At 60.8% G+C, this 20,158-nt stretch carries 22 protein-coding genes; 8 read left to right on the forward strand and 14 right to left on the reverse strand.

What is annotated here, in order from left to right:
* The first annotated feature begins 72 nt into the window (after window positions 1–72).
* Window positions 73–777, forward strand: a complete 705-nt coding sequence (locus tag PSH57_RS09710) for a YebC/PmpR family DNA-binding transcriptional regulator (protein WP_092400591.1) — start codon at window positions 73–75, stop codon at window positions 775–777.
* Here the strand turns inward: PSH57_RS09710 and PSH57_RS09715 are convergent.
* From PSH57_RS09715 to PSH57_RS09750, 8 genes are all read right to left on the reverse strand, one after another.
* Entirely contained in the window at window positions 774–2,129 is a 1,356-nt protein-coding gene (locus PSH57_RS09715) for a leucine-rich repeat-containing protein kinase family protein (protein WP_305389203.1), read from the reverse strand. The genes PSH57_RS09710 and PSH57_RS09715 overlap by 4 nt on opposite strands.
* Before the next feature lie 193 nt (window positions 2,130–2,322).
* Window positions 2,323–3,384, reverse strand: coding sequence for an ABC transporter substrate-binding protein (locus PSH57_RS09720; RefSeq protein ID WP_305389204.1), 1,062 nt, complete (start codon window positions 3,382–3,384; stop codon window positions 2,323–2,325).
* A gap of 18 nt (window positions 3,385–3,402) precedes the next feature.
* Window positions 3,403–4,518 (reverse strand): NAD(P)/FAD-dependent oxidoreductase, encoded by a 1,116-nt coding sequence (locus tag PSH57_RS09725; RefSeq protein ID WP_305389205.1) that lies wholly within the window; start codon window positions 4,516–4,518, stop codon window positions 3,403–3,405.
* On the reverse strand, window positions 4,515–5,870 hold the full coding sequence (locus PSH57_RS09730) for an FAD/NAD(P)-dependent oxidoreductase (protein ID WP_305389206.1): 1,356 nt from the start codon (window positions 5,868–5,870) through the stop codon (window positions 4,515–4,517). Before PSH57_RS09730 ends, PSH57_RS09725 begins: the two co-directional genes overlap by 4 nt.
* 166 nt (window positions 5,871–6,036) lie before the next feature.
* Complete coding sequence (locus PSH57_RS09735) at window positions 6,037–6,327, reverse strand: (2Fe-2S)-binding protein (RefSeq protein ID WP_305389207.1); 291 nt, start codon at window positions 6,325–6,327, stop codon at window positions 6,037–6,039.
* Between the two features lie 7 nt (window positions 6,328–6,334).
* Window positions 6,335–7,129 carry an ABC transporter permease gene (locus tag PSH57_RS09740; protein WP_305389208.1) on the reverse strand — a complete coding sequence of 265 codons (795 nt, stop codon included), beginning with the start codon at window positions 7,127–7,129 and terminating at the stop codon, window positions 6,335–6,337.
* Window positions 7,130–7,135: 6 nt separating this feature from the next.
* Entirely contained in the window at window positions 7,136–8,005 is an 870-nt protein-coding gene (locus PSH57_RS09745) for an ABC transporter permease (protein WP_305389210.1), read from the reverse strand.
* Window positions 8,002–9,027, reverse strand: coding sequence for an ABC transporter ATP-binding protein (locus PSH57_RS09750; RefSeq protein WP_305389211.1), 1,026 nt, complete (start codon window positions 9,025–9,027; stop codon window positions 8,002–8,004). The genes PSH57_RS09745 and PSH57_RS09750 overlap by 4 nt, the downstream gene beginning before the upstream one ends.
* A gap of 246 nt (window positions 9,028–9,273) precedes the next feature.
* Between PSH57_RS09750 and PSH57_RS09755 the strand changes: the two genes are divergently transcribed.
* From PSH57_RS09755 to PSH57_RS09765, 4 genes are all read left to right on the forward strand, one after another.
* Window positions 9,274–10,110: an IclR family transcriptional regulator gene (locus tag PSH57_RS09755; RefSeq protein WP_305389212.1), complete on the forward strand. Its 837-nt coding sequence runs from the start codon at window positions 9,274–9,276 to the stop codon at window positions 10,108–10,110.
* Between the two features lie 320 nt (window positions 10,111–10,430).
* Entirely contained in the window at window positions 10,431–10,706 is a 276-nt protein-coding gene (locus tag PSH57_RS29445) for an IS110 family transposase (protein WP_479692300.1), read from the forward strand.
* Complete coding sequence (locus tag PSH57_RS29450; protein WP_479692301.1) at window positions 10,690–10,941, forward strand: IS110 family transposase; 252 nt, start codon at window positions 10,690–10,692, stop codon at window positions 10,939–10,941. The genes PSH57_RS29445 and PSH57_RS29450 overlap by 17 nt, the downstream gene beginning before the upstream one ends.
* 4 nt (window positions 10,942–10,945) lie before the next feature.
* Window positions 10,946–11,356, forward strand: coding sequence for a transposase (locus PSH57_RS09765; protein ID WP_305444871.1), 411 nt, complete (start codon window positions 10,946–10,948; stop codon window positions 11,354–11,356).
* Window positions 11,357–11,479: 123 nt separating this feature from the next.
* On the opposite strand, the gene PSH57_RS09770 is transcribed toward PSH57_RS09765, so the two are convergent.
* On the reverse strand, window positions 11,480–12,232 hold the full coding sequence (locus PSH57_RS09770) for an anti-sigma factor family protein (protein WP_305390341.1): 753 nt from the start codon (window positions 12,230–12,232) through the stop codon (window positions 11,480–11,482).
* A complete protein-coding gene (locus PSH57_RS09775; protein WP_305416502.1) occupies window positions 12,229–12,735 on the reverse strand; it encodes a sigma-70 family RNA polymerase sigma factor in 507 nt (168 codons plus the stop codon). The genes PSH57_RS09770 and PSH57_RS09775 overlap by 4 nt, the downstream gene beginning before the upstream one ends.
* A 163-nt stretch (window positions 12,736–12,898) precedes the next feature.
* Here PSH57_RS09775 and PSH57_RS09780 point away from each other — a divergent pair, with 163 nt between their 5' ends.
* Window positions 12,899–13,981 carry a catalase family peroxidase gene (locus tag PSH57_RS09780; RefSeq protein ID WP_305389215.1) on the forward strand — a complete coding sequence of 361 codons (1,083 nt, stop codon included), beginning with the start codon at window positions 12,899–12,901 and terminating at the stop codon, window positions 13,979–13,981.
* Complete coding sequence (locus PSH57_RS09785) at window positions 13,978–14,514, forward strand: cytochrome b (RefSeq protein WP_305389217.1); 537 nt, start codon at window positions 13,978–13,980, stop codon at window positions 14,512–14,514. The genes PSH57_RS09780 and PSH57_RS09785 overlap by 4 nt, the downstream gene beginning before the upstream one ends.
* Before the next feature lie 82 nt (window positions 14,515–14,596).
* Here the strand turns inward: PSH57_RS09785 and PSH57_RS09790 are convergent, their stop codons facing one another.
* Together PSH57_RS09790 and PSH57_RS09795 are read right to left on the reverse strand one after the other, a co-directional pair.
* On the reverse strand, window positions 14,597–15,748 hold the full coding sequence (locus tag PSH57_RS09790) for a M14 family metallopeptidase (protein ID WP_305389218.1): 1,152 nt from the start codon (window positions 15,746–15,748) through the stop codon (window positions 14,597–14,599).
* Between the two features lie 490 nt (window positions 15,749–16,238).
* Window positions 16,239–16,580: a DUF6124 family protein gene (locus PSH57_RS09795; protein ID WP_305389219.1), complete on the reverse strand. Its 342-nt coding sequence runs from the start codon at window positions 16,578–16,580 to the stop codon at window positions 16,239–16,241.
* A gap of 129 nt (window positions 16,581–16,709) precedes the next feature.
* Here PSH57_RS09795 and PSH57_RS09800 point away from each other — a divergent pair, with 129 nt between their 5' ends.
* The gene (locus PSH57_RS09800; RefSeq protein WP_305389220.1) at window positions 16,710–17,357 is read left to right on the forward strand and encodes a LexA family protein; all 648 of its coding nucleotides are present in this window, start codon (window positions 16,710–16,712) and stop codon (window positions 17,355–17,357) included.
* A 30-nt stretch (window positions 17,358–17,387) separates the two neighbouring features.
* Here PSH57_RS09800 and PSH57_RS09805 read toward each other — a convergent pair whose 3' ends face one another.
* The gene (locus PSH57_RS09805) at window positions 17,388–19,337 is read right to left on the reverse strand and encodes an acetyl/propionyl/methylcrotonyl-CoA carboxylase subunit alpha (protein ID WP_305389221.1); all 1,950 of its coding nucleotides are present in this window, start codon (window positions 19,335–19,337) and stop codon (window positions 17,388–17,390) included.
* Complete coding sequence (locus PSH57_RS09810) at window positions 19,337–20,152, reverse strand: gamma-carboxygeranoyl-CoA hydratase (RefSeq protein ID WP_305389222.1); 816 nt, start codon at window positions 20,150–20,152, stop codon at window positions 19,337–19,339. Before PSH57_RS09810 ends, PSH57_RS09805 begins: the two co-directional genes overlap by 1 nt.
* Between the last annotated feature and the right edge of the window lie 6 nt (window positions 20,153–20,158).

Genomic DNA, 20,158 nt, shown 5'->3' on the forward strand with positions numbered 1-20,158 from the left:
TTTAGGCCGTATAAACTTGCGCCACAGCGCCGGCCAGCAGATGTCTCGGCGTGACAGACAAGAGAGTGAGTAATGGGCGCACAGTGGAAGGTTAAACACAAAGAAGCGGCTGCCAATGCCAAGGGCAAGATCTTCGGCAAACTGGTGAAAGAAATCACCATTGCCGCGCGCAACGGCGCTGACACCGCCACCAATGCACACCTGCGGCTGGTGGTTGAGCAGGCGAAGAAGGCCTCGATGCCCCGCGAAACCCTGGAGCGCGCGATCAAGAAAGGTTCCGGCCAACTCGGCGAAACCGTGCAATACCACCGTGTGACCTACGAGGGGTTCGCACCGCATCAGGTGCCGCTGATCGTCGAATGCGTGACCGACAACATCAACCGCACCGTCGCCGAGATTCGCGTTGCGTTCCGCAAAGGCCAATTGGGTGCCTCGGGTTCGGTTGCGTGGGATTTCAACCATGTCGGCATGATCGAGGCTTCCCCGGACAGCCCGGACGCCGATCCGGAAATGGCGGCTATCGAGGCCGGTGCCCAGGATTTCGAACCGGGCGAAGACGGCGCGACGCTGTTTCTCACAGATCCCTCCGACCTTGATGCGGTGCAGAAGGCGCTGCCGGAGCAAGGTTTCACCGTATTGTCTGCCAAGCTCGGTTACCAGCCGAAAAACCCGGTCAGTGGTCTGACGGACGAGCAGATGGCCGAAGTCGAAGCGTTTCTTGAGGGCCTGGACAACCACGATGACGTGCAGGACATGTTTGTCGGGTTGGCCGGCTAAGCACTACAGCCTACTGTGGCGAGGGAGCAAGCTTCCTCGCCACAGTCGCGCAGTAAGCCTTCAATCTCATCAAACCCCGGCCGCGCCAGTACGTCTGGCTGACAGCAGCGCGCCTGTAAATCCTGCAGCGGTGCCATATCCTCGGCACCGAGTTCCCGATCGATGCGCGCCAGCAGTTCCCCCAGCAGAATCCCGAACGCCCGCACTTCGATGCGTTGTAACGCACGGGTTTGCACGGTGTCGGCAGTGGCGTGGAAAGACGCCGCGCCAAAGTCGCCCAACAGGCAATCGCCCTGGTCATTGCAAAGAATATTGTGCCCGTACAAATCGCCGTGGGTGATGCCCTGGCGGTGCAGGTGCGCCGCCACCGAGGCGATGCCCAGGGCGATACGCAAGGCCACGGGGGCACTCAAGCGCAGCTTGGCGTCATACATGTCACGGGTGCAGGACTCCAGGCTCGGTAGCCCCGCCAGGTTGCGGTAGCTGGGCTCGATCAATGCCATCACCAATCCGGCCTGTTGTTCGGGGTGCCCGGTGATCTGGCCCAGCACGTCAATCAGGTTCGGGTGCCGACCTGCGGTGATGCAGGCATGCATTTCATGCAACGGCGAGCCGTCGCTGGTCATCTGGCCTTTGTACAGCTTGAGCGCGACGTTTCGCGCGACCTGGCCCGGTGGTTGCCACAGTGCCTGATGAATCACCCCTGAAGCGCCTTCGCCTAACTGTTGTTGCACGTTCAGTTGCGACCAGTCGATGGGCGTCGTCCCGGCCAGGACGTCGGCATTGGCCTGGGTTTCCAACGGGTTGCCGGCATAGGCCAGCCAGCTCAGGCTTGGCAACTCCAGCAACCATTGCGGCAGCTCGGTTGGCTGATTGGCGGCGATGCGCAGCAGTTCGAGGCGATGGCACTGGCCCAGGCTCGTGGGCAACTGCTGCAATCGGTTGCCAGCCAGCATGAGCTTTTGCAAGTGCGGGCGTTGGCCGAGTTCTTGCGGTAACTGACTGATACGGTTGTCCGTCAGGATCAACCAGCGTAACAGCGGTGGCAGGGCAGCGCCGGGCACGCGTTCGATGCGGTTGGCCTTGAAGCCGACCATGGTCAATTCCGCGCAACGGCCCAGGCATTCGGGCAGTTCAACGAAGTGGTTGTCCGAGCAGAACAACACTCGCAGGCGGCTCAGCCGATGCAGATCATCGGGCAGCGCAGCCAACCGGTTGCCGCTGAGATTGAGGACTTCGAGCGAGTCGGCCAGGTCGAAGATTTCCGGGGGGAACTGCGTCAGGCCGCAGGACAGATCCAGCCGTTTGATGCCGGACAGATGGCCGGCGCGCAGTTGGGCGAGGGTGTGCATGAGAGGTTCGCTGCTGATCAAGGGGCGGGCATAAAGCCCGAAGCCCCACAGTTAACCAATAATCAGCCCAACACAAAACCCTGTGGCGAAGGTTTTATCTGTGGGAGCAAGGCTTGTCCGCGATTCAGGCACCTCGCTTTCTCGCAGGCCGCGTTGCCTTCATCGCGGGCAAGCCTTGCTCCCACAAATGTGTCTAGCGCTCGACGCTGCGGTTCCAGCGCGCGTTCCAGGCTGGGCGTTGCTCGTTGACCTGGTCCCAATCCACCGCAATCGCCGTTTCCAGGTACTGCTTCATCGCCTCTACCTGGCCGCGGGTTTTGTCGGTGGTCGGCGTAGTGGGGTTGGACGGGATCTGGTCGCCTTCTTCAAGGGCGATCGCCTGGGCCTCGGGCGTCAGCAGGAAGGCGGCGAGCTTTTGCGCCAGTTCAGGCTGGGTGTTCTGGGCGATGGCGCATTCAGCGACGTTGAGCACCACCGCGCCCTCCTTGGGTTGCGCATACTCGACCGGCATGCCCTTGAGTTTGAGTGCGGTCACTTGGGTCGGCGTCAACGGGAACAGCGCGGCTTCGTCGGTCTGCAGCATTTCGGAGATCTTTGCTGAGCTGGGGATATATTCCAGCACGTTACGTCCGACGGTGTTTGGCCAGGCCTTGAAGCCCGGTTCGACGTCGGCTTCGCTGCCGCCCTGGATCCGGTTGAACATCAAAAAGCCGTGCAGGCCGAAGGTCGAGGAGGCCAGCGATTGGAACACCAGTTTGTCCTTGAAGCGCGGATCGGCCATGTCCATCCAGGAGGTGGGCGCATTCCAGCCATTTTCCTTGAACAACCGAGTGTTGTAGGCAAGGCCCGTGACACCGAGGCTGACGGCCACGGCTTGATCCTTGATCCGGCCCTTGGTCGGAATCTGGGCCAGGGACGGGCTGTTCTCGAGCTTGTCGCACAGCCCCATGGCAATGGCGCGGTACATGATGCCGTCGTCGAGGAACATCACGTGCATTTGCGGGTTGCCTTTACTGGCCTGGACTTTCGCCAGGATGTCGGCGGAGGTGCCGGGCACGATCACCACTTTGACGTTGTTGGCTTTTTCGAAGGCCGGCAAGACCTTGTCGGCGTAAAGCCGCTCCATGGTCCCGCCGTTCATGCCCAGGTAAAGCGTCGGCTCGGCCAGCGCCTGGGTGACCGGGAGCAGGGCGCCCAGGCAGGAGAAACCCAACGAGCAAAAACCGAACAGTGCAGTGCGTTTGACGTTATTCATTGGCGCGACCTTCCTCTATCAAGCAACGGAGATGGAGTGAAACCGGGTGATTGAAAACGCATCCAGCGACGTTTTTGACGCGCCGCAGCAGATGATCTCGGTGAGCGCCTGGCCCACCGCGGGACCGATCTGAAAACCCGCGCCGGCAAAGCCGAACGCATGCAACAGGCCGGGTTGGGTGCTGCTGTGGCCGATCACCGGTTGGCGATCGGGCAGGTAACCTTCGGTGCCGCTCCAGGTACGAATGGCCTGGGCACCCTCCAAAAAAGGGTAGAGCTCGACGGCTTGACGCAGGATTTCGATCACTGCGTTCTGGCCGGGGCGGGCGCGGGCATCGTCCAGGGCAAAACCTTGACCGCCCCCCAGCACGCAGTTACCGCGGGCGACCTGGCGCGCGTAGATACCACCGCCCTCCACGCCGGTGCTGGCATCCATCACCAAAGGTAACGGCTCGGTGACCAGCATCGCCGGATGCCCGGCATGCATCGGCACCGCTTCGCCAAATTGCGCGGCAAAATGGCTCGCCCAGGCCCCCGCGCAGTTCAGCAGCCAGGGAGCCTGAAGCACCAGTCCCGTTACGGTATGCACAGTAAAGCGCTGGCCGTCATGTTCCACATGGCTGACTGCGCATTGTTCGTGGATCTGTGCGCCGTGCCTGCGGGCCGCCTGGGCAAATGCCGGGGACACCAGTCGTGGGTTGGCGTGGCCGTCGTCCGGACAGAGGGATGCTCCCACCGCAACTGCGCCGACCCAGGGGAAACGGGCGCGCAACTGGTCACGGTCCAGCAGTTGCAGATCAAGGCCGAAGCCCTGGCTGTTGGCGGCGTAGGCGTGCAGGGCCCGCAGGTCGTCGGGGCTACGGGCCAGTTTCAGGTGACCACTGCGCTGGTACTCTCCATCGATGCCGATCAACTGCGGCAACTGGCTCCAGATTTCATGGGCCCGTTGCGACAGCGGCAGTTGTGACAACGGTCGACCCTGGCGCCGCACCCCGCCGTAGTTGACACCGCTGGAGTGCGAACCGCAGAAGTCTCGCTCCAGCAATGCCACCCGGCGTCCGGCTTTGCTCAGGAACAGCGCGGCCGAGGCGCCGACGATACCGCCGCCAATGATCACGACATCCACTTCGATCATGGCTCGACCTCCAGGCCAAACGGTACGGGTTTGACCGGCGCCTGTGCCCGCATCCGGCCGATTTCGCCGATGGGGCGCCCGCTTTCGCGGGCAATGATTTCCGCCGCTGCCGCGCCACACATTCTCCCTTGGCAACGCCCCATGCCGACCCGGCAATGGGCCTTGACCCGGTTGATTTCCCAATGACCTTCACCCACTACCCGGCGGATCTCGCCTGCGCTGACTTCTTCGCAGCGGCAGATCATCAGGTCGTCAGCGGCGTGGACGGCCCAGTCCGAGGGGAAGACAAAGGCGTGCTCCAGGCTCTGTCGGAAACGGCCGATGCGTTCCAGCGATTGTTCCAGTTGGGTGCAACGCTGCGGGTCGATCAGGTAGCCGAGGTCTTCGAGCAAGGCCAGGGCTACACGTTCGCCGGCTATTTCAGCGGCGTCGGCGCCCATGATTCCAGCGCCGTCGCCCGCCAGGTAGATCCCCGGCACGCTGCTGCGACCGGCATGGTCGCGCTGTGGCAGCCAGGCGCGGTTAAGGGGGTTCCAGGAAAATTCGCAGCCCAGCAGGTCAGCCAGTTGAGTTTCGCTGCGCAAGCCGTGGGCGAAGGCTACCGCGTCGCAATCGAGTGATTGCAAGCCTTTGCTGTTGCGCCATTTCAGTGACTGGACGCGCCGTTCTCCGTCGATCCGCGTCAGGCTCGCCCCCTGGTGTACGGCGATGCCGTGGCTGGTCAGCCAGGCGCGATAGTAGAGCCCCTTGGCCAGTGTGGCCGGTTGGGCCAGCAGGCCGGGCAGGGCGCGAGCCTGGGCGCTCAAGGGCGAGCTGTCGAGTACCGCGACCACCTTCGCGCCGGCCTTGGCGTACTGATAAGCCACCAGATAAAGCAACGGGCCGCTGCCAGCGAACACCACCCGTTCGCCGATGGCACAACCCTGGAACTTCAGGGCAATCTGCGCCGCGCCCAGGCTGTACACACCCGGCAGTGTCCATCCAGGCACTGGCAGGATTCGGTCGGTGGCGCCCGTTGCGACGATCACGCTGGCGTACTCCAGGCGTGCGGCGCGGCCCTCATGCAAGGTATCCAGCAGACCGGCCTCGGCGTTCCACACCAGCGTGTCTGGCCGATAATCGAGCTGTTCGCGCAACTCGTTGAAGGTTTGGTGCAGGGCACTGGCTTTGTGCGCCTCAAAGCCATACAACTTGGCCGGCGAGCGTTTGAAATTGGCCGGTTGTTGCCGATAGATCTGTCCGCCACCGCGTGCGGCTTCGTCCAGCAGGATCGGGTATACGCCGTGGGCGACCAGGGTCTGGGCGGCGCGGATACCCGCCGGGCCGGCTCCGATGATGGTGACCGGCTTCATAGCCACCCCGTTGGCGATGCTGTGGGATTTATGGTGTTATCGTCGCAGCCATCGCGAGCAGGCTCGCTCCCACATGGGGGCGACGGTGGTGCTTGATTCTGAGAGCGCCGCAAGTCTCCTGTGGGAGCGAGCCTGCTCGCGATGGGATCATCCCAGACGGCATTGTTCATGGCTGGCGCCCCGGTTCGCGGCTGATTTGCTGGCCGGCTTCAAGTAGCGTCGAGCAGGCGCGCACGCGGCGGCCATCGCCCAGGCGGACCCAGCAATCCTGGCAGGCGCCCATCAGGCAGAAACCGGCCCGGGGCTCGGCGCTGAAGTCGCTGCCGCGCAAGTGTTCGCTGCAGGTCAGCACAGCGGTGAGCACGGTGTCGCCCAGCAGACCGATGGCTGGTTCGCCGTCGAGGGTAAAGTCCAGGGCCGGGCGGTCGCCTTCGGCCAGTCGTTTCAGCAGAGCCATGGCGCCCTCATTGTTTGCCCACCAAAACCCGATCCAGGCCATAGACCCGGTCGAGCACAGTCATGGTCAGCGCCGTGAGCGCGATGACCAGCGCCGACACCGCCGCCATCATCGGGTCGATGGATTCGGTGGCGTAGACATACATGCGCACCGGCAGGGTTTGTGTGGCGGGTGAAGTGACGAAAATCGACAAGGTGACCTCATCGAAACTGTTGATGAACGCCAGCAACCAGCCTCCGGCCACCCCGGGCAGAATCATTGGCAAGGTGATTTGCCGAAACAGCGTGAAGCGCCCGGCCCCGAGCGATTGCGCGGCCTGTTCGGCGCTGCGGTCCAAGCCAATGGCCGAGGCCAGCACCAGACGCAGCACATACGGTGTAATCACCAGCACATGGGCGAAAATCAGCCAGGTGAAGCTGCCGTTCACACCCATCAGCGCAAACAGCCGCAACAGCGCCACACCCAGTACCAGGTGCGGAATGATGATCGGCGACAGGAACAGACCATTGAAAAAATCCCGGCCAGGGAATTGGAGCCGAGTGATCGCCAGGGCTGCCGGCACCGCGATCAAGGTCGCCAGCGACGCCGCGCTGAACGCCAGAATCAGGCTGTTGTAGAACGCATCGATAAAATCGGCGCGCTCGAACACCGCACGGAACCAGCGCAGAGAAAACTCCGTGGTCGGCAGGCTCAGGGTGTTTTCCGGGGTGAAGGCAACAAGACAGACCACCACCAGCGGCGCCATCATGAACACCACCACCAGGGCATGAAACAACAGGGCGAAAGGACCGTTCCTGGACATGACGAGTTACCCCAATGACTTCTTGTAGCGGCCTTCGATCATGCGGTTCCACGACAGCATGATCAGCAGGTTGAGCAGCAGCAGTGCGACGGCAATGGCCGCGCCCATTGGCCAGTTCAGCTCTGACAGGTACTGGTCATAGATCAGCGTGGCGACCATTTTCAGGCGGCGTCCGCCGAGCAGACCGGGAATGGCGAAGGAACTGGCGGCGAGGCCGAATACGATGAGGGTGCCGGACAATACGCCAGGCATGATCTGCGGCAGCACGACCTTGCGCATCACCGTCAACTGGCTCGCGCCTAAGGACAACGCGGCCTGTTCGGCGGCTGGATCAAGCTTTTGCAGCGAGGTCCAGACCGGGATGATCATGAATGGCAGCATCACATGCACCAGGGCGATGACCACGGCAAACGGCGTATAGAGCAGCTTCATCGGTGAGCCGCCGAAGGCTTGCAAAGTCTGGTTGACCAACCCGTCGGCGCCCAGCAGCAGGCTCCAGCCGAAGGCCCGCACCACCACCGAAATCAGCAGCGGCGTGAGAATCAGAATGAGGAAAATCGAGCGCCACGGCGCGCCCATGCGGCTGAGGATATAAGCCTCGGGCACGCCGATCAGTACGCACAAAATTGTGGTGAGTGCGCTGATCCAGAGTGTGCGCAAAAAGATCTCGTAATAGTACGGGTCGCTCAGCAGGCTGACGTAGTGGTCGAGGGTGTAGGCGTTTTCGTCGATGCCCGTGCCGTAGTCGAAGACGTTGAACGACAGCACCAGCGTCAGCCCCAAGGGAATGACCAGCAGACCCAGGTACCAGGCCAGGGCGGGGGCGGACATCAGATAGCCTTGTTTTCCCCGGCGCATTGCATCGATCAGCTTCATGCCGGCACCTCGTCCACGCTCAGCACGCGCAGCAGCGCCGGATCCCAGTCAAGACCCACCGCCGTGCCTTCGGTCATCGGCGCGCAGCCATCGTTGCGGCGCACCACGCTGAGTTCGCCCAGGCTGGTCGAGACGCCGTACAGCCATTGGCTGCCGAGGAAGAAGCGGCTGACGATGACGCCTTGCAAGCGACCCGAGCCGGCTTGGCACAGATCGATTTTCTCTGGACGCAGGCTCAGGACCAATCGGCCGTGGCCCTGGCTGCAAGCTTGAACGTTGCCCTGGCTGTCGCGTTCGCCGGGTAGCAGGTTGGCTTTGCCGACGAAGCCGGAAATGAATTCGGTGCGCGGGTGTTCGTAGAGGGTGTACGGCGCGTCGATCTGAGTGATACGCCCGGCCTGCATCACCACGACCCGGTCACTGATCGACAGTGCTTCGGACTGGTCGTGGGTCACCATCAATGTGGTGATCCCGACTTCCCGCTGAATGCGGCGGATTTCGTACTGCATCTCCTCGCGCAGATTGGCGTCGAGGTTGGACAGCGGTTCGTCGAGCAGCAGCACCGGCGGTTCGATCACCAGCGCCCGGGCCAGTGCCACGCGCTGACGCTGGCCGCCCGAGAGTTCCCGTGGGTAGCGCTCGGCGTGCAGGTCCAGACGCACCAGCTTCAGGACCCGATCCACCCGTTGCTGCAGCTCGGCGCCGGGCACTTTGCGCATGCGCAGGCCGAAGGCGACGTTGTCCTTGACGGTCATGTGGGGGAACAGCGCGTAGCTTTGGAACACGACACCCAGGCCCCGGCTGGCGGGCTTGGCATGGGTGATATCGCGACCGTCCAGCAGGATGCGCCCACTGCTGACTTCAACGAAGCCGGCGATCATTTGCAAGGTGGTGGTTTTGCCGCAGCCGGAGGGACCCAGCAGTGAGACGAATTCGCTTTTTTCCACCGAGAGATGGGTGTCCACCACGGCATCGATGTCGCCGTAACGTTTGCCAAGTCCTTCAAGTTGCACAAAAGCCATGATTGCGCTCCACCTGAGATTGTTATGCGTCGCCACAAGGCGCGCTTTTTTGTATGGGCAGATACGAAAGGATGCTGCGGGGTGCGTTGGCGCTCGATGTTAAGTCGGCTGCCGCTGTTGTTCGAATCGCCCCTGTATGGACGCAGAGTAGGACGAAGAATAGGATGGGCTCAATGGACTATTTCACTGAGACGACGACTATTTTCAGTTTACTTCGGTGAGTAAATTTAACTAACGAGAAAATCCATGCAGGATTCCACTGATCGGAATAGCGAGAAAAACGAAGTCGGGGTTGGCGCGGTCTCCAGACTGTTTGCCGTGTTGCGCAGCCTGGGTGACACCGTCGAGGGCGGGGAACGGGTCACGCAACTGGCTCAGCGTATCGGCCTGTCTCAACCCACCACACATCGCATGTTGCGCAGTCTGATGGACGAGGGCATGGTCGAGCAGGACGCGCGCAGCAAACGCTATCGCCTGAGCCTGGACTTCTTTGCCTTGGCCGCGCGTGCCGGGAACACCGGCAACCTGCGTGAGCTGACGCGGCCAGCCATGCTGCGGTTGTCGGCGTCCCTGGGGGATTCGTTGTTTCTGCTGGCGCGCAGCGGCTTCGATGCGATCTGTCTGGACCGCAGCGAAGGTCCTTTCCCGATCCGCACATTCACCGGAGACATTGGCGGTCGCGTGGCGTTGGGCGTGGGACAGGGCAGCCTGGCGATCCTGGCGTTCCTGCCGGAAGAAGAGCGCGACACGGTGATCCAGTACAACCTGCCACGGCTCAAGGATTTTCATTTGTACGATGAAGTCTTCCTGCGCACGGAAGTGGAGAGCGTGCGCGCATTGGGCTACGCCGGACGCAATACTGGCGTGTTGCAAGGCATGGCCGGGGTGGCCGTGCCGATCCTGGATCGGGAAGGCCGCGCCGTGGCGGCGTTGAGTGTGGCGACCGTGAGTGATCGACTGGGGCCGGACCGCCTGCCGACGGTGGTGGAAATGCTCAAGCGCGAGGCGGCCCAGATCGGGCCGCGGATCAATCCGTTCGACCCGCTGTTGCGCAGGCCCTCGCAGGTGTTTGGGCAGGGTTAAATTTCACGGACATCCCCGACCCCTGTGGGAGCGGGCTTGCTCGCGAAAGCGGTGTGTCAAAAACGACATTGATGTTGAATGTGCCAGCGCCTTCGCGAGCAAGCCCGCTTGTGTCTTGCATCGTGATTAGACTGAAGGTGAGAGCGGTGGGTGGCAAGCTGAACGCCCGAAAGTGCTTAAAGCACGTGTGGGAGCCCATGCTGCCACTCACCTCTCCACTCTGGTCATTGAGCCCGAACAGTTGAACGAGCCCACCTCGAACAGTTACAAGCGTGGGCCAAGCCAGAGCGCTCTCACCTTGAGTGTAAGAGGGTTTGGCCATGTTTTCCTATCCAGCAGGTATTGATGTTTCAAAAGACAGTCTTCAGGTTCAGGTTGATCTCTTAGATGTTGGGGTGAGTTGCCCTAACGCTGAAGATGATTTTCCTGGATTAATTGGTTGGCTGCTGCTCCATCAGGTCACCCGTGTGTTGTTGGAAGCCACTGGCGGTTACGAGCGAAACGTCATGAAAGCGCTTCAGGCTGCAGGTTTTGAGGTCATTCGGATCAACCCCTGCGAGCCAGAGCTTTGCCAAAGCAATGGGACAACAAGCTAAAACCGACCCGATAGATGCGCGCCTCCTGGCGCAATTTGCAGCGGTTATCAAATCTGCTAACAGCCGGATCACAAGTGTCGAACAGGACGACTTGCGCGCACTGGTCCAGCAACGGGAAAACTTTGTTCAGCAGAGAGATGACGACAAGCGCAGGCTTAAGACAGCGTCGTCTGAGGCAGTCAAACCCGCGTTGCAGAGTCATATCGCTATCTGTGTGAAGCCGTTAAGTCGATAGAAAATTGATCCGTCAAAGCGCTGAAAGCCTGGACCGTGAAAAAGTTACTCATCTGCGTTCGGTCAAGGGGATCGGTCTGGTTACGGCGGCCAGTGTAATGGCCTATCTTCCTGAGCTTGGCGAGGTTGGCCGGCATCAGATCGCTGCATTGGCAGGCATCGCCCCCTATACGACGATAGCGGCACGCACAAAGGCAAACGCTACATCAGCGGAGGTAGGTTCGCCGCTAGGCGCTCTGTACATGGCCTGCTGGTCAGTGATCAGGTATCAGCCTGACTTTAATGCGCGGTATAAGGCGCTTCGCGAGAAAGGTAAATGCGCCAAGGTTGCGCTCATCGCATGCATGCGTGTCTTGCTGGTACGTCTAAACGCAATGATCCGGGATGGTTCTGAGTGGAAGGGCCGCGTCGCCTAAAGTGCGATCACGGAGACCCCCTCAGATTTTGCATGGCCTGGAGCTGTGGGAGGCTTGCTGTCCCTGGAACGATGGCTAAATAAATCATCCAAGACAGTTGCTCCCACAGGGGATCTGCGGTGATCAGAAGTTCTGTGTCTGCTTGAGCATCTGCGCCGCGGGCATATCGCTGGGCACCACCATCGCATAGTTGTACCCGGCCCCCGACCAATACTCGGCTTGCAGCTCGCCGTCGCGACGGCTGCCACGGGGCAGCAGGAAATTTTTCGGGCCTGGTGGTCGCACGTAGAAGCTGATCTTCTGGCCGCTCGGATCCTGATAAACCACCATCGCCGCCGCCCCTTGCTCGGTGCTCAGCAACCGTCCGCTGACCGGCTTGAAACCTGCCCCCGACAGGTCTGGCAGGCGGTTGGCCCGGGTGAAATAACGGTCGAGCCAGCCTTGCATGTTGCTCTCGTCGCCGCCTTGGAAATCGGCCGGCAGGATGCCTTGCTGGGCAAACAGTCGATACGCCTGCAAGGCGTCGGTCATGGGCAGCATAGTGCTGGCAAGCGTCATCTCCCGGGCCTTCCAGCCGCTCAAACCGCCGACACTGATGGCCAGCAGCAACACTGCCGCGCTGGCCAGATGGCGATGGGACCGATGTTTCAGACGTTGGCGGATCACTGTCGGGTCGAGGTCCGGATTAGGCGGGTGCTGCAGGCTTGCGCTCAAGTTTGCGCGCAAGTGTTGTGCGTCCTGTTGCCAGGCTCGGACCCGGGCGGCGACTTCCGGGTGATTAGCCAGGTAGTTTTCCATCAGACGCTGGTCGGCTTCGCTCAGTTGACGATCGACGAAGGCGTGCAGGTCGTTGTCGCTGGGGGGCATGCTGATCATTTGAGTATCCGCAGGGCAGGGCGGGTGATTTCGCCGTCGCTGAGTTGGCGCAGGGCTTGGCGGGCGCGGGATATGCGTGACATTACGGTGCCGGTCGGCACGTGGAGGATGTCGGCCACTTGCTGGTAGCTCAAGCCTTCCACCGAGACCCACAGCAACAGCGCGCGTTGTTCGGTCGTCAGTTGATCGAAAGCCTCGAGGGACGATTGGGCGATCACGCTGCGCTCGGCTGAAGGGTGAGCATCGTCGCGACCGGTGAAAAATTCCAGCATGCGTGCATAGCGCCGGGAACGACGATGGCTATCTAGAAACTGTCGATAAAGAATTGAGAACAGCCAGGCCCGAAGGTCACCGTCGGCACGCTTGTCGTTCCATTTTGACAATGCCCGCTCCAGGCACGCTTGCACCAGGTCGTCAGCGTTGCTGGGGTTGCGTGTCAACGACACGGCAAAACGCCGTAGTCGGGGGATGAGCATGCGCAACTGTTCGTCGAGTTCGTTCATGGCTGTGCTTCTTTGGCGGTCACTGCGCCGGGAGTGGAAAGACGACTCGCGAACGAGATTATTCCAGCCTGGAAAAAATAAATACGAGGCGTGGGAATAAAACCTTCAGGCTTTCGTCTGACGGGTCCTTTGTACAAATGGCCTTGGGCCTTGGAGCTTCGTCATGGTTGACCCTTCCTCTGAACCGAGCCGGCCGCCGTTGGGTGCCGCCAGCCTGGCGCTGCGCTTGACGGGCATCGCTGTGATTGTCGCCGCGTTGGCCGGGACCTTTGCCTACGTCAATGGAACCCTCGACCCACAACGCCTGACGCCGAATGCGCTGGTCAACGTGCTGGAAAAGAACAACGGCGTGCACCCCGGCTTTCGTCGCAATCACTCCAAAGGGGTTTGCGTTGCGGGTTATTTCCAAAGCAGCGGTGAGGCTCGCCCCTATTCCAGTGCGCAGGTTTTCATGGAGGCGCGCACGCCGGTAGTCGGGCGGTTTGCCTTGCCCAGCGGCAACCCCTACGCGCCGGATAACAGCGTGCCGATCCGCAGTCTGGCGCTGCGCTTCACCCAGGCCAACGGCCAGCAGTGGCGCACCGGGATGAACAGCATGCCGGTGTTTCCGGTGGGCACACCCGAAGCGTTCTATCAGTTGCAACAGGCCCAATCGCCGGATCCGGCCACGGGCAAACCCAACCCTGCGGCCGTACCCGCCTTTTTTGCCGCGCACCCGGAAGCCAAACCGTTCCTGCAATGGATCAAGACTGCCAAGCCATCGGCCAGCTATGCCACCGAAACCTACAACGGCATCAATGCGTTCTATCTGGTCAATCCTGCGGGACAACGCCAGGCGGTGCGGTGGGGCATGGTGCCGGTGGCCTCGGATGGCACGGACGTGACGCCACCCCAGGGCGCTGACTTTCTGGAACAGGATCTGGTGAAACGCCTGGCTGCGGGGCCGTTGCGCTGGCAGCTGAATATCACTTTGGCCAATCCGGGCGATCCGGTGAACGACGCCAGCAAAGCCTGGCCTGAAGATCGAACGGTGCTCAACGCCGGTACGCTGGTGCTGGAGCGCGCCCAGGCGCAGGACGACGGCGAATGCCGCGATATCAACTATGACCCGCTGATTCTGCCCAGTGGCATCGAAGGTTCAGAAGACCCGCTTTTGGCGGCGCGCTCTGCCGCGTATGCCAGTTCGTACTTGCGGCGCACCAGCGAAGTCAGTCAATTGCCCGCCAACCAGGAGTCCCGCCCATGAGCGCCCCTCGACACTTCGCACCGCTGGCTCGACTGCTGCACTGGTTGATGGCATTGATGGTCATTGCCATGCTCTTTATCGGCGCGGGCATGGTGGCCTCGGTGTCCGAGCGCCATGAATGGCTGCTTCAATTGCACAAACCCTTGGGCATCGCGATTCTGCTGCTGGTGATCGTGCGCCTGCTGGTGCGCTTTACGACACACCAGCCGCCGTTGCCAGCCGATCTGCCGGGCTGGCAGGCGTTGGCAGCCAAGGCGTCCCATGCTCTGTTGTATGCCTTGATGTTGATTCTGCCGTTGTTGGGTTGGGGCATGATTTCAGCGGCGGGAGACCCGGTGATGCTCAGCAGCTCCCTGCAATTGCCTTCCATCGTACCGGCGGATGCCCAGACCTTCGCACTGTTGCGCAAGGCCCATGGCTACCTGGCTTATCTATTGTTCCTGACCGTGCTGGTGCATCTGGCGGCGGCGCTGTTTCATGGTTGGGTGCGTCGGGACGAGGTGTTGGACAGCATGCTGCGTGGCAAGGGTTGATGATTGTGGGAGCAAGCTTTGCTCCCACATTGCTGCCCCCCCAGGGTGTCCACCTTGGACAGGGGTTGATCAGGTCGTTGGATTAACGCAATTCGTCAACCATGGTCTCAATGGTGCTCAACACATCCTTGCCCAGTTGCATCGATCGCTTGCCGGACCAGCCGGTGCGAGGGTCCGGGTGGTCGTCGTGGTCCTTGAACGGCATCTCCAGGGTCAGGGACAGGCAGTCGTATTTCTGGCCGACCGCGTTACAGGCCAGGGTCATGTTGGCCTGGCCTGGTTCGTCGCGGGTGTAGCCGTAAGTGGTCTGAAAGTCTTTGGTCTGGTGCTTGAGATCGCTGCGAAAGCGCTCTTCGAGTTCGGCAATGCGTGGCGTGTAGCCTGGGTTGCCTTCGCAACCGGCGGTGAATACGTGAGGGATTTCCTCGTCACCATGAACGTCCAGGAAAAAATCTACGCCGTACTTTTCCATTTGCTGCTGCACGAAAAATACCTCAGGACTGATTTCCGGACTGGCGTTCTGCCACGCGCGGTTGAGATCCTGCCCCATGGCGTTGGTACGCAGATGGCCATGGAAAGCACCGTCCGGGTTCATGTTAGGCACCAGATACAGATCGGCCTTGGCAAGCAGTCGATTCAGTTGCGTGTCGTCCAGGTGCTGCAGGCGTTCGATCACGCCTTCCATGAACCACTCGGCCATGTGCTCACCGGGATGTTGCTGGGCGATGATCCAGACCTTGCGTCGACCTTCGGCACCGCTGCCCTTGCGCAGTAGTTGAATGTCGCGGCCTTCCACGCTTTTGCCGACGGCCAGCAGTTCGGTCCCGGCCTTGTGCAGTGCCTGCTCGATCAACCAGTCGTGGCGGCCACGGCTGTAGGGTTCGAAATAGGCAAACCAGGCGTGAGACTGTTCGGCTTCCAGGTGAAAGCGCAGGGCGTCGCCTTCGAACTGTGTGGGAATACGGAACCAGTTGACGTGATCATAAGAGGCGACTGTCTGGTAACCCGTCCATGCCTTGTTATAGGACGATTGACTGACATTGAGCAGGCGAAAAGAATATTCCTGGCCGACGTGCAAGCCACTGGCCTTGAAGTGAAACCACTGGAAGTGGGCGCTACGGGTGTCGGGTCTGATCTTCAGCAGCGATTGCAAAGGATTGCTGATGTCGACGATCTCGATGTTGCCGCTGTCGAAATTGGCGCTGATATCAAAGGAAGATTTAGCCACGGTCACGATTCCTGTGATGGATTTTATGACCGTTTACTTTACACGCAAGGAGGAGGGTGTCGGGACGATTTGCGTGACAGAAAAGAGGGGGCGTCCTCCCTGGACGCTAGAGGAGCTTAGTGAGTCCGCGATTGATTCTCAAGTGCTGCCTGTCGATAGTTTTCGACGGTAGGGTGTGGAGCGCTTGTAAAGGAATGTTCATTTGCTATCATCGCCGCCACGAATGAGCGACCCCCAAAGACTTCATTAGCCTGAAGCCATAAGCCGAAAAATCGGCAAAAAAAGACCCGGCAAAAAGCCGGGTCAAAAACCGTGATTAGCCTGATGAGGAGATATTCCAGAAGTCCGACCTAAGGTCTTCTGGACTATCGACTGATCTCGTGACCAGCTGATGCAATAATAATCATTATCATTTGCAAGTCAAATGTTTTTATCCCGCCTATTGGAAAATATTTTCCTGGTCCCGCATTCGCGGCACCATTCCCACGTGATACGCCTAGCGAGTAGGGTAGCCATCCAGTGACCGGTCAAGCATCACCTTGACCAGATCAATCATATGCACCACTGAAAACGCCAGGTCGCGGTTGGACCCTTGTAGTCGGCCGGCGGATTCCTGGGCGGTGGCGGCCGCACAGCGCAGCAGGTCGCAAGCATGGACCAGGGCCTCTTCCGCACTGATGTTGCGGTTTACGTCGAAGAAGCGATGTTCTGTAGACGCTTCTGAAATACCCGGTTTCAAGTAATAGTCCAGGGCGCGTTGGGCTGCCGGGCAGTCCTGTAGCGAGGTGAAGGTACTGTCGAAAGGGTGGGTGGTCTCATCGTTGTTGGGTCTGTCCATGGGGTCTAGATTCTCCGTGTAGGGGCTGAAATCCTGAATCCAGAATAGTACCTATCGTAATTGTGACGATAATTTAAATACTACATTTTGTGTTTTGATGGTCGGAGCCAGCCAAGTATCGTGCCGCACATGGATAAATGGATAGAGTTGGTCAAGGCCAAGATGAAGGAGCTGCACATCACGCAAGTGGTGCTTGCAGAACGTTTGGGAATGTCCCAGGGCGGCGTCGGCCATTGGCTGACCAAGCGCCGGCAACCCAGTGTCGACGACATGAACCGGGTCCTGCGGGAGCTGGGGCTGGAGTTTCTTGAAGTGGCGATGGTGATCCGCGAGCCGGACACCTCCACCGAGGAAGGCATGGCCCTGGCGCAGAAGTACAATCCGTACTTCCGCTACCCGGTAAGCGATTGGAGCGAGGTAGGCGAGATCCGTGAAGGCGATCTGGCGTCCTACAGTCAGGCGCGCTATGAGCTGACGGACTATCACGCTCAGGGGGACGCATTCTGGCTGGTGGTGATGGGGGATGCGATGACCTCACCCAGCGGGTTGAGCATTCCCGAGGGGATGTCGATCCTGGTTGACCCGGCCATTGAAGCGGTGCCTGGCAAACTGGTGGTTGCCCAATTACCTGACAGCAGTGACGCCACCTTTCGCAAGTTGATTGAAGAGAGCGGGCAGCGATACCTGGTCCCGCTCAATCCCACCTACCCGAAAACCCTGTACACCGCGCAATGCCGCGTCATCGGTGTGGTCGTGCAGGCCACCATCAGGTTCTGACTGGATCGGCCCGGGGGAGCGGGCCGATACTTATTCTTCGAACTCCACCAACGCGCAGCCCTCGCTGACCATTTCGCCTTCCTGGCAATACAGAGCCTTGATCACGCCGGCTTGGGGCGCGCGAATGCTGTGCTCCATTTTCATCGCCTCCAGAACCACCAGTTGCGCCCCGGCTTCCACCGTTTGGCCGGCGCTCACCAGCACCCGAACGATACTGCCGTTCATGGGGGCGGTCAGGCCGCCTTGATGGCTGTGGCTGGCCTCGGCGGCGGCCAGCGGGTCGTACATGTCGACGCGGTGCAGGTCACCTTCCCATTGCAGATAAAGGCTGTCTCCCTGTCGAATGGCGCGATGCCTGCGCCGCTGGCCATTGTGCTCAATCACCAGTTGTTCACCCAGGAGTTCCGTACGACCGGCCGCGACGTCCAGGGTCAACGCTCGATCCTGACCCTCACAGCCAAGGTGCACAGTGATCTGTCTTGGCAGCCCCAGACGCAGTCCGGCGGTATGGGCCCAGGGTGAGTTGGCATCGTCGGGTCGTACGTGCGGTGTCAGACTCAAAGCGAAGCCATGGGCCGCCGCGAGCCAGAAGTCGTCATCCAATTCGCCAGTCTCTGGCAATAGTTGCGCCTGGTAACGTGGGATAAATCCGGTATCCAGCTCCGCCGCCGCGAAGGCGGGGTGGGCCACGATACGTCGTAGAAAACCGATGTTGGTTTTCAGCCCGCCGATGGCAAACTCGTCGAGCATGCTCAAAAGCCGCAACCGCGCCTGTTCACGGTCTTCGCCCCAGGCAATCAGCTTGCCGAGCATCGGGTCGTAGAACGGTGAAATCTCGTCACCTTCCTCCACGCCGCTGTCGACTCGACGACCCGGTGCCGCACTCGACTCGCGATACAACGCCAGGCGCCCGGTAGCCGGCAGGAAGTCGTTGGCCGGGTCTTCGGCATACAGGCGCACCTCGATAGCGTGGCCGAGCAGTGGCACTTGCTCCTGCGTCATGGGCAGCCGCTCGCCACGTGCCACGCGAATCTGCCATGCCACCAGATCGAGACCGGTAATGGCTTCAGTGACCGGGTGTTCGACCTGCAGGCGCGTGTTCATCTCCATGAAGAAGAACTCACCGCGTGCATCCAGCAAAAACTCCACGGTACCGGCACCGACATAACCGATGGCTTGAGCCGAGCGCACGGCGGCTTCGCCCATGGCACGACGCAGTTGCGGGGTCAGGCCGGGGGCGGGGGCTTCTTCCACCACTTTCTGATGCCGACGCTGGATCGAGCAATCACGCTCATTGAGGTACAGGCAGTTGCCGTGTTGATCGGCAAAAATCTGAATTTCCACGTGCCGTGGCTTGAGCAGGTACTTTTCCACCAGCATCCGCGAGTCGCCGAACGACGATTGCGCTTCACGCTGGGCCGAAGCCAGGGCTTCGGCCAGTTGGCTGACGTCCTCGACCACTTTCATGCCTTTGCCGCCACCACCGGCAGTGGCCTTGAGCAGTACCGGATAGCCGATGCGTTCGCAGGCGTCGCGGAAGGTATCCAGGTCCTGGGCTTGACCGTGATAACCGGGCACCAGAGGCACGCCGGCGGTTTCCATCAGGGCTTTGGCGGCGGACTTGCTGCCCATGGCATCGATGGCCGAGGCGGGCGGGCCGAGGAAGATCAAACCGGCGTTTTCGATGGCCCGGGCGAACTCGGCATTTTCCGAAAGAAACCCATAACCGGGATGGATAGCCTGGGCGCCGCTGGTCTTGGCAGAGTCGATCAGTTTGTCGATTTGCAAATAGCTGTCAGCGGCCTTGCTACCGCCCAGATCAACGCGGATATCGGCTTCACGGCTGTGACGGGCATCGCGGTCGGTGGCGCTGTGCACGGCAACCGTGGTCAGCCCCATGGCCTTGGCGGTGCGCATCACGCGACAAGCAATTTCACCACGGTTGGCCACCAGCAACGTGGTGAGGATGGGGGCGCTCATCAACGCGGCTCCTTGTTGTTCGACTCGGCTTGCCAGTTGGGCGAGCGCTTTTGCAGGAACGCTCGTAGACCTTCCTGGCCTTGCGGACTGACGCGGATGCGGGCGATGGCATTTTCGGTGTAGCGCCGCAAGGCCGGTGTGAGGGCGCCGTTGCCGACTTCGCGCAACAGTTCCTTGCTGGCACGCATGGCCGCCGGACTGTTGAGCAACAGGTTGTCGACCCATTGTTCGACCTGCTGGTCCAGTGTTTCGGCCGGGTAACTCTCCGACAGCAAACCGATTTCTTTCGCCCGTTGCCCGTCGAAGCGTTCAGCGGTCAGGGCGTAACGCCGCGCGGCCCGTTCTCCGATGGCTTGCACCACGAACGGGCTGATCACCGCCGGCGCCAGGCCAATGCGTACTTCCGACAGACAGAACTGCGCCTGATCGGCGCCAATGGCCATGTCGCAGGCGCTGATCAGCCCCAGCGCGCCGCCAAACGCCGCGCCTTGCACCACCGCCACGGTAGGAATTTTCAACTTGGCGAGGTTGTACATCAGCTCCGCCAGTTCCCGGGCGTCGTCGAGGTTGGTGTGGTAATCGAGTTCGGCTGACTGCTGCATCCAGGCCAAGTCTGCACCGGCGCTGAAGTGTTTACCGCGACCACGGATCAGCAAGAAGCGCAGGTTCGGATCACTGCTGACATGGTCCAGGGCAAGGATCAGTTCGCGGATCATTTCGGCGTTGAACGCGTTGTTTTTCTGCTCACGGCTGAGCCACAAGGTCGCAAAACCGCGGGGGTCGCTGAGCAGTTCGAGGGTATTGAAGTTATCCATGTGCAT

It is taken from the genome of Pseudomonas hefeiensis, assembly GCF_030687835.1.
Lineage (GTDB): Bacteria > Pseudomonadota > Gammaproteobacteria > Pseudomonadales > Pseudomonadaceae > Aquipseudomonas > Aquipseudomonas hefeiensis.